The following is a 9,053-nucleotide window of genomic DNA, read 5'->3' on the forward strand; positions in this document are numbered from 1 at the left end:
CGACGCCACCACCAACCGGCCACCCGCCGACAACGTCACCGCCACATCCAACACCGACGCATCAAAACTGAACGACGCGAACTGCAACACCGGCACGCCCGGACCGGCGGCCAGCTCCGGCCCCAGCGCCGCCGCCATGTTCGCCACCGCACCGTGCGCAACCGCCACGCCCTTGGGCACGCCCGTGGAACCGGACGTGTAAATCACATAGGCCAGCTGACGCCCAGTCAGTTCAGTGGCCGGGGCCGAAGCCGGCAGCTCCACCAGCTCCGCCTCCACATCCGCGTCGTCCAGCCCGACGACAGGCACACCGGTCCCGGCCAGCCCGGCGGCCGCACCACCGGCACCAAGCACCAACCGAGCGCCGCTGTCAGCGACCATGAACGCCAGCCGCTCCACCGGATACTCCGGGTCCAGCGGCAGATACGCCGCACCCGCCTTCCACACGGCCAGGATGGCGACGACCATCTCCACCCCGCGCGGCAGGCAGAGACCCACCACCGACTCACGGCCCGCACCACGCGCGGCGAGCAGTCGCGCCAAGCGGTTGGCCCGCGCGTCCAGCTCCGCGTACGACAGCTCTACCCCCTCACACACCACAGCCACCGCATCCGGCGTCGACCCCGCCCAACCGGCGACCAGCTCCGGCACCAGCACAACAGGCCCATCCAACGACCTGCCGTTCCAGCCCGACACAACCTGCGCCCGCTCCTTGGCACCGAGGATCTCCACATCGGCCAGACGCGTCCGCGGGGCGTCCTCCAGTGCGGCCACCAGGTTGCTCACGCAGGTGTGCAGCAGTGTGCAGAGCTGCTGCGGGTCGACCGGTGCCACGGCTTCCACGCTGAGCAGGAAGCCGGCGCCCAGGTCGTCGACCGCAACATCCACCGGGTAGTTGGTGCGCTCCCGCGAGAAGAGGGTCTTGAGGCCTTCGATCTTGCCGCCGTGCCCCTGGCCGGTCCCCTGGATGTGCCGGTAGTTGAACAGGGAGGTGAACAGCGGGCTGGAGCCGGACACGGCGCTGGACTGCTGCGCGAGGGCGAGCGGGGCGTGCTCGTGCGCCAGCAGCTCGGCGAGCTGCCGGCGCAGCCCGTCGAGCGCCTCGCCCACGGTGGCCGCGCCGAGGCGCACCCGCACCGGCAGCGTGTTGAGGAACAGCCCCGGGACCCGCCCGGAACCCTCACCCGCGTTGATCCGGCCGAACAGCACGGTGCCGAACACCACGTCGTCGCGGTCCGCCACGGTGGCCAGCACCCGGGCCCAGGCGAGGTGGAAGACGGTGGCCGCGCTGACCCCGTGCGAGCGCGTCAGCTCACGTACTCGGGCGGCCAGCTCGTCATCGAGCGGCAGTTGAGCGCGGACCGAGTCGGCTCCGTCGCCATGCACATCGAGCAGCCCGAACGGAGCGGTGGTCTCCTCGACATCGCCGAGCAGCTCGGTGAAGAACCGCTTGTGCTCCTCGCGCGGCACGCCCAGTCGGGCCTGCGCGACGAAGTTCCGGAACGGCAGCGGCACCGGCAGCGATTCCGCCTGTCCGGCCAGGATGGTGCGCAGCTCGGCGAGCAGCACGTCCTGGGTGGTGTGGTCCTGGGCGAGATGGTGGATGCAGAGCAGGACCAGCCAGCGGCCGGTCTCCGGCTCGGCGGCGGTGAACACGCGGATCAGCGGAGCACGACCCAGGTCCATCCGGCGGCGGCCGACGGCCAGCAGCTGCTCGACCGCCTCGGGGCCCTGCGGGTCGATCGTGATCTGCTCGACGGGGAGCTCGACGTGCCGCGCGACCACCTGGACCGGCTCGCGCAGGCCTTCCCAGACGATCGCCGTGCGGTAGATGTCGTGCCGGTCCACGACCTGCTGGAGTGCCGCCAGGAAGGCGTCCAGCAGCTCGCGGGTGTCGAAGCCCAGGACCGAGGGCGAGGCGTAGACGTCCCCGCGGTCCTGACCGTCCTGGGTGGCCATCAGGTGGTGGAAGAAGATGCCCTCCTGGAGGGGGGCCAGCGGGTAGACGTCGGCGACGTTGGCCCCGCCGCCCGGGATCCGGTCGGTGATCCGCTCGATCTCGGCCTCGGTCAGCTCGAGCAGCGACAGCATCTCCGGGGTGATCTCGGTCGCGCCGGCCGGGATCAGGTTGGCCGGCACCTCGATCTCCTGCGGCCCGGCCACCGAGGCCAGCCCCGCGGGAGTCGGCGTCTGGAACAGCGCCCGCACCGAGATCGACACACCCCGCGCCCGCAGGTACTCCACCAGCGAGATCGCCAGCAGCGAGTGCCCGCCCAGGGCGAAGAAGTCGTCGTCGACGCCGACGGTCTCGCGCCCGAGGACATGCGCGAAGGCCTGGCAGAGGATCTCCTCCTGCACCGTGACCGGGCCTCGGCCCGAGCCGGTGGCGAGTTCGGGAGCGGGCAGCGCGGCGCGGTTGAGCTTGCCGTTGACGGTCAGGGGCAGTGCGTCCAGCACCACCACGGCCGAGGGCACCATGTACTGCGGCAGGCGCGCCTCGGCGAACTCGCGCACCGCGCCGCTCAGTGCGGTGACATCGGCCTCTTCGTCGTCGGCCACCACATAGGCGATCAGGCGGGTGTCGCCCGGAACGTCCTCGCGGGCGATCACGGCGGCCTGGGCCAGGCCCGGATGGGCGGCCAGCACGGCCGCCACCTCGCCCGGTTCGATGCGGAAGCCGCGGATCTTGACCTGCTCGTCCGCACGGCCCGCGTAGACCAGCTGCCCGTCGGCGGCCCAGCGTGCCAGGTCGCCCGAACGGTACATCCGAGCCCCAGGCTCGAACGGACAGGCCACAAAGCGCTCCGCGGTCAACCCCGCGCGGTTCACATAGCCACGGGCCAGCTGTGCGCCCGCGATGTACAGCTCGCCGGCCACCCCGACCGGCACCGGCTGCAGACGCTCGTCCAACACATACAGACGGGTGTTGGCGATCGGGCGCCCGATCGGCACCGCGTCCGCGATGTCCTGGCCGGCCGACATCTCGAACACACAGCAGCCGACCACCGTCTCGGTCGGGCCGTACTCGTTCACCACCACGGTGCCCGGCGCACGCTCCAGCCAGGCCCGCACATCGGCACCCTGCAGGGCCTCACCACCGACGATCCAGCGCCGCGACGCCCCGGCCACACTGTCGTCGGCCAGCAGCTCCGACAGCAGCGGCAGGTGCGCGGGCACCACCTTGGCCAGCCCGAAGTCACCTTCGGCATTGAGCAGTTCGGCCAGTCCTTCGGCGCCGCCGGCCGGGCTGACGCGCACCGCCGAACCCGATATCAGCGGCACGACGACACTGGTGACGGTGAGGTCGAAGGCGAGCGAGGAGTGCAGCGGCGCACCCCCACCCGCGGCCATGCCATAGGCGTCGGCCGCCCATACGACGTAGTTCGCCAGACCACCATGTGTCACCGCCACCCCCTTGGGTGTGCCGGTGGAGCCGGAGGTGTAGATCACGTAGGCCAGGGCCTGCGGTGCCACCGTGGCGCCGGGCGATGTCTCGGGCAGCGGCGCCAGGCGCATCTCCATCATGGGGTCGTCCAGCGCCACCAGGCGCATCCGCCCGGCCGGCAGCTCGTCGAGGATCTCCTCGGTGGTCAGGGTGAGCACCGCACGGCTGTCGCGCAGCATGAACGCCACCCGCTCCGCCGGGTAGTCGGGGTCCACCGGCAGGTACGCCGCCCCCGCCTTCCAGACCGCCAGCACGGCGACCACCATGTCCACACCGCGCGGCAGGCAGAGCCCTACCAGGGAGTCCGCGCCGACGCCCTGAGCCAGCAGATAGTGCGCCAGCCGGTTCGCCCGGGCGTCCAGCTCCGCGAACGACAGCTCGGTGCCGTCGCACTCCACCGCCACCGCGTCCGGCGTCCGCGCCACCTGCGCCTCGAACAGCTCGGGGACCAGGCCCTGCGGCAGCCGGCGCTCCGTGTCGTTCCACTCCGTGAGCACCTGTCGGCGGTCGGTGTCACTCAGCACGCCGAGTTCGGCGAGGTGCTGCTGCGGTGTCTCCTCCAGAGCCCCCACCAGGCCGGTCAGCGCGGTGTGGAGGAGGGTGCACACCTGCTCGGCGTCGGCCGGGGCGACCGCGTGGACGGTCAGCGCGAAGCCCGAACCGAGGTCGCTGACCGAGACGTTCAGCGGGTAGTTCGACCGGTCCCACAGGTAGAGGGTCTTGACGCCCTCCAGGCCGCTCTCGTTCTCGTGGTCCGAGCGCCGGGCGGCGGCCGCGCTGTAACGGAAGTTGAAGACGGAGGAGAACAGCGGGCTGGTGCCCGGAACACCGCTGGCCTTCTGCGCCACCGCCAGCGGGGCGTGCTCGTGCACCAGCAGCTCGGCCAGCTGCTGCCGCAGCCCGTCGAGTGCCTCGGTCACGGTGCTCTCACCGACGCGCACCCGCACCGGCAGGGTGTTGATGAACAGACCCGGCACCCGGTCGGAGCCGGCACCGGCGTTCATGCGGCCGAACAGCACGGTGCCGAACACCACGTCGTCCCGGCCGCTGACCGCCGCCAGCACCCGCGCCCACGCCAGGTGGAACACCGTGGCCGCGCTGACGCCGAGGCGGTGCGTCAACTCCCGTACGCGGACGGCCAGCGCGGCGTCGACATCGCGCTGGGCCTGCGCCGAGCCCGTGCCGTCGCTGCGCACGTCGACCAGGCCGAACGGGGCCGTGGTCTCCTCGACATCCCCCAGCAGGTCGCTGAAGTACCGCTCGTGCTCCTCGGACGACACACCGAGGCGCGCCTGCGCGACGAAGTTGCGGAACGGCAGCGGTTCGGGCAGCGCGTCGGCCCTGCCGGACAGGATCGCCCGCAGCTCTCCGATCAGCACTTCCTGGGTGGTGTGGTCCTGCACCAGGTGGTGGATCTTCAGCAGGGCGAGCCAGCGGCCGGTGCCCGGTTCGGCGGCGCCGTGCACCTCGATCAGCGGCGCCCGGCCCAGATCCATCGCCCCGCCGCCGGCCGCCAGCAGCTGCCGTACGGCGTCGCCGCCCGCGGGGTCGAGATCGACCCACTCCACCGGGAGCACCGCCTGGCGCAGTACGACCTGCACCGGCTCGGGCAGGCCCTCCCAGACGACCGCGGTGCGGTAGATGTCGTGCCGGTTCACCACCTGCTGCAGCGCCGCCAGGAAGGCGTCCAGGCGGGCCCGCGAGTCGAAGCCCAGCACCATCGGCATCGCATAGACGTCCGCGTCGTGCTCGTCACTCATCAGGTGGTGGAAGAAGATGCCCTCCTGGAGCGGAGCGAGCGGGTAGACGTCCGCGATGTTGCGCGCGCCCCCCTCCACCTGCGCGACCAGGCGTTCGACCTCATCGGCGTCCAGCTCCACCAGGGTGAGCATCTCCGGCGTGATCTCGACGGCGTCCGATGGGATCCGGTTGGCGGGTGCCGGCACCTGCTCGGGGCCGGCCACCGCGGCGAGCCCGGCCGGGGTCGGGGTCTCGAAGAGCGCCCGGACCGAGACGGCCACGCCGCGCGCTCGCAGGTACTCCACCAGCGAGACCGTCAGCAGGGAGTGGCCGCCCAGTCGGAAGAAGTCGTCGTCCACACCGACCGCGGGAAGGCCGAGCACCTCGGCGAAGGCCTGGCAGAGCAGCTCCTCCTGGGCGTTGGCCGGTGCGCGGCCGCCGCCGGCGACGAACCGGGGGGCGGGCAGGGCCTTGCGGTCGAGTTTGGCGTTGGCGGTCAGCGGCAACCGGTCCAGGACCACCACGGCCGACGGCACCATGTAGCCGGGCAGCCGCTCGGCCGTGAACGTGCGCACCAGCTCCGGCAGCTCGCCACCCCGCTCGATGTCAGCGGGCACGACGTAGGCCACCAGACGCTTGTCGCCCGGAACGTCCTCACGTGCGATGACCGCGGCCTGCACCACCCCCGGGTGCGCGGCCACCACCGACTCCACCTCGCCCGGCTCCACCCGGAACCCGCGGATCTTCACCTGTTCGTCCGCGCGACCCGCGAACACCAGCCGGCCGTCCGCCGTCCAGCGCACCCGGTCACCCGTACGGTACAGACGTCCACCCGCCGCGCCGAACGGGTCCGCCACGAACCGCTCACCCGTCAACCCGGGCCGCCCCAGATAGCCGCGCGCCAGGCCCGCACCCGCGACATACAACTCGCCAGCGACACCGACCGGCACCGGAGCGAGACACTCGTCCAGCACATACACCCGGGTGCCGTCCAGCGGCCGGCCGATCGGCAGGACCGAACCCAGCTGATCCGGCGAGCCCACCTCATGCTGCGTCGCACACAGTGTCACCTCGGTCGGCCCGTACAGGTGCCGCACCCCGACACCCGTGCAGGCCTCCAGCACCCGGCGCACCGCGCCCACCGGAACCACGTCACCACCGGTCAGGACCTCGCGCACACCGGCGAAGCACGCCGGGTTCTGCTCCGCGATCACCCGGAACAGACCCGCCGTCACATGCACATGTGTCACCCGCTGCCCACCGAGCAGCGACTGCAGCATCCCCGCGTCCACCGCACCGGTCGGCGCCACCACCACCGTCGCGCCCGACAGCAACGGCACCCAGATTTCGTACGAGGAGGCGTCGAAGGCGTGCGGCGCCTGGAACAGCACCCGTGATCCGGCCGACACTCCCCAGTGCGAGGCCGAGGCCAGCTCCACCAGGTCCCGCTGTGTGGTCACCACACCCTTGGGCACACCCGTCGACCCCGAGGTGTACATCACGTACGCCGGGCTCTCCCACGGCACGCGGGTATCGGCCACCCCGGCCGGCTCGTCCGCCGGGTCCGAGCCGTCCACCACCAGCACCGGCACTCCGACCGATGCCGGCACCCCGGACGCACTGGCCCGCGTAGTCAGCACGCACACCGGCGCGGCGTCCGCCAGGATGAACGCCACCCGCTCCGCCGGGTACTCCGCATCCACCGGCAGGTAGGCGCCGCCCGCCTTCAGCACCGCGAGCAGCGCCACCAGCAGATCGACACCGCGCTCCATCATCACGCCGACCAGCGACTCCGGACCGACCCCGCCGGCCCGCAGCACCGCCGCCAGCCGACCCGCGCGTGCGTCCAACTCCGCATACGACAGCTCGACGTCGCCGGCCACCACCGCCGTCGCCGTCGGCGTCCGCTCCACCACCTGGGCGAACAGCTGGGCCACCGTCAGCTCGGGGGCAGCAGCAGCGGTGTCGTTCCAGCCGGCCAGCAGCTGGCTCTGCTCGGTCTCGCTTAACACCCGCACCGCCGCGAGACGGGTCCGCGGCTCGGCGGCTATGGTCTCGACGACTCGCTGCAGCCAGGTCGCGATCCTCTCCACCGTCTCCGGGTCGAACAGGTCCGCGGCCGCGACCAGACGCCCGGTCACACCTGCCGGGCGGCCCTCCGCGTCGAACTCCTCGCCCACGGTGACGTCCAGGTCGAACTTCGCCGCCGACGCACCGGTGGACAGCGACTCGGCCCGCAGGCCGGGCAGCCGCAGCTGGGTGGTGCCCGTGTTCTGCACGGTCAGCATCACCTGGAACAGCGGGTGGCGCGCCAGCGAGCGGGCCGGCGCCAGCTCCTCGACCAGCAGGTCGAACGGCACGTCCTGCTGGTCCAGCGCGTCCAGCCCGGTCTCCCGGACCCGGTCCAGCAATTCCACCATCGTCGGATCGCCCGACAGGTCGGTGCGCATCACCAGGGTGTTGATGAATGACCCGACCAGGTCGTCGAACGCCTCGTCGGTGCGTCCCGCGACCGCGGCCCCGATCGGGATGTCGGTGCCGGCTCCGAGGCGGTTGAGCGTCACCGCCAGGGCGGTCTGCAGCACCATGAACAGCGTGGCGCCGCGCTCCTGGGCCACCGCCAGCAGCCGGGCGTGCACCTCGGCCGGGAACTCCAGCGACGCCCGGTGACCGCGGTGGCCGGCCACGGCCGGACGCGGACGGTCGACGGGCAGTTCCAGCTCCTCCGGCGCATCGGCGAGGGCCGTGCGCCAGTAGGCCACCTGCTCGTCGAGGACGCCCTCCTCGGCGTTCCCGCCGCCGAGCAGCTCGCGCTGCCACAGGGTGTAGTCCGCGTACTGCACCGGAAGCGGTGCCCACTCCGGCTGCACGCCCTGCAGGCGGGTCTGGTAGGCGGTCGAGAGATCGCGGGCCAGCGGGCCCATCGACCAACCGTCGCAGGCAATGTGATGAATGGTCAGCGCGAGTACGTGCTCCTCGTCGCCGAGCGCGAACAGCCGGGCACGCAGCGGAATCTCGGTGTCCAGGTCGAAGACATGGCCCACTGCGCCGGCCACGGCGGCGGCCAGCTCCGGCTCATGCAGGGGGGTGACGGTCAGCTCGAACCCGGTCTCCTCGCTCTTGAGGATGCGCTGGTACGGCTCGCCGTCTGCCGTGGGGAAGACGGTGCGCAGCACCTCGTGCCGGTCGATCACGTCCAGCAGTGCGGCTTCCAGGGCCGGGCGGTCCAGCGCTCCGGTCAGACGCAGGACCAGCGGGATGTTGTAGGTCGCGCTCGCCCCCTCCAGCTGGCCCAGGAACCACAGCCGGCGCTGCGCGAACGACAACGGAATCATCAGTGCTCCTCCTGCTGGCGCATCGGCCGCACGGTGGGCCTGGCCTTCTTCTTGTGGTTGCCGGCTTGCTGCGCGATCCAGATCGCGAGACCCGCCGGAGTGGGGCTGTCGAACAGCACCCGGATCCGGAGTTCAACCCCGAGTAGTGCGCGGACGCGGCTCACCAGGCGGGTCGCCAGCAGTGACTGCCCACCCAGCGTGAAGAAGTCGTCGTCGACCCCGACGCCGGGCAGCCCCAGCACCTCGGCGAACACCTGGCACAGCAGCTTCTCCTGCTCGGTGGCCGGCTCCCGGCCGGCTCCCGTGACCACCGCCGCCTCGGGGGCGGGCAGGGCCTTGCGGTCCAACTTGCCGTTCACCGTCAGCGGCAGCGCGTCCAACACCACCACTGCGGAGGGGACCATGTGCTGCGGCAGGCGAGCTGCGGCCAACTCGCGTACCGCGGCGGCCAGGGCAGCGGGCTCCGTGTCGGCGTCGGCGGGTACCAGGTAGGCCACCAGGCGCTTGTCGCCCGGCACGTCCTCCCGGGCGAC

Annotated in this window: 2 protein-coding genes; both read right to left on the reverse strand. The window is 72.0% G+C overall.

What is annotated here, in order from left to right; all coding sequences use genetic code 11:
* Nucleotides 1-8,520, reverse strand: an 8,520-nt coding sequence (locus ABZ845_RS31535; RefSeq protein WP_360986845.1) for an amino acid adenylation domain-containing protein, incomplete at its 3' end; no start/stop codon positions are given.
* The coding region (locus ABZ845_RS31540) for a phosphopantetheine-binding protein (protein ID WP_360986848.1) at nt 8,520-9,053 on the reverse strand (534 nt) is incomplete at its 5' end. The genes ABZ845_RS31540 and ABZ845_RS31535, both read right to left, overlap by 1 nt.

The organism is Streptomyces sp. NPDC047022 (genome assembly GCF_040644155.1).
Taxonomy (GTDB): Bacteria; Actinomycetota; Actinomycetes; order Streptomycetales; family Streptomycetaceae; genus Streptomyces.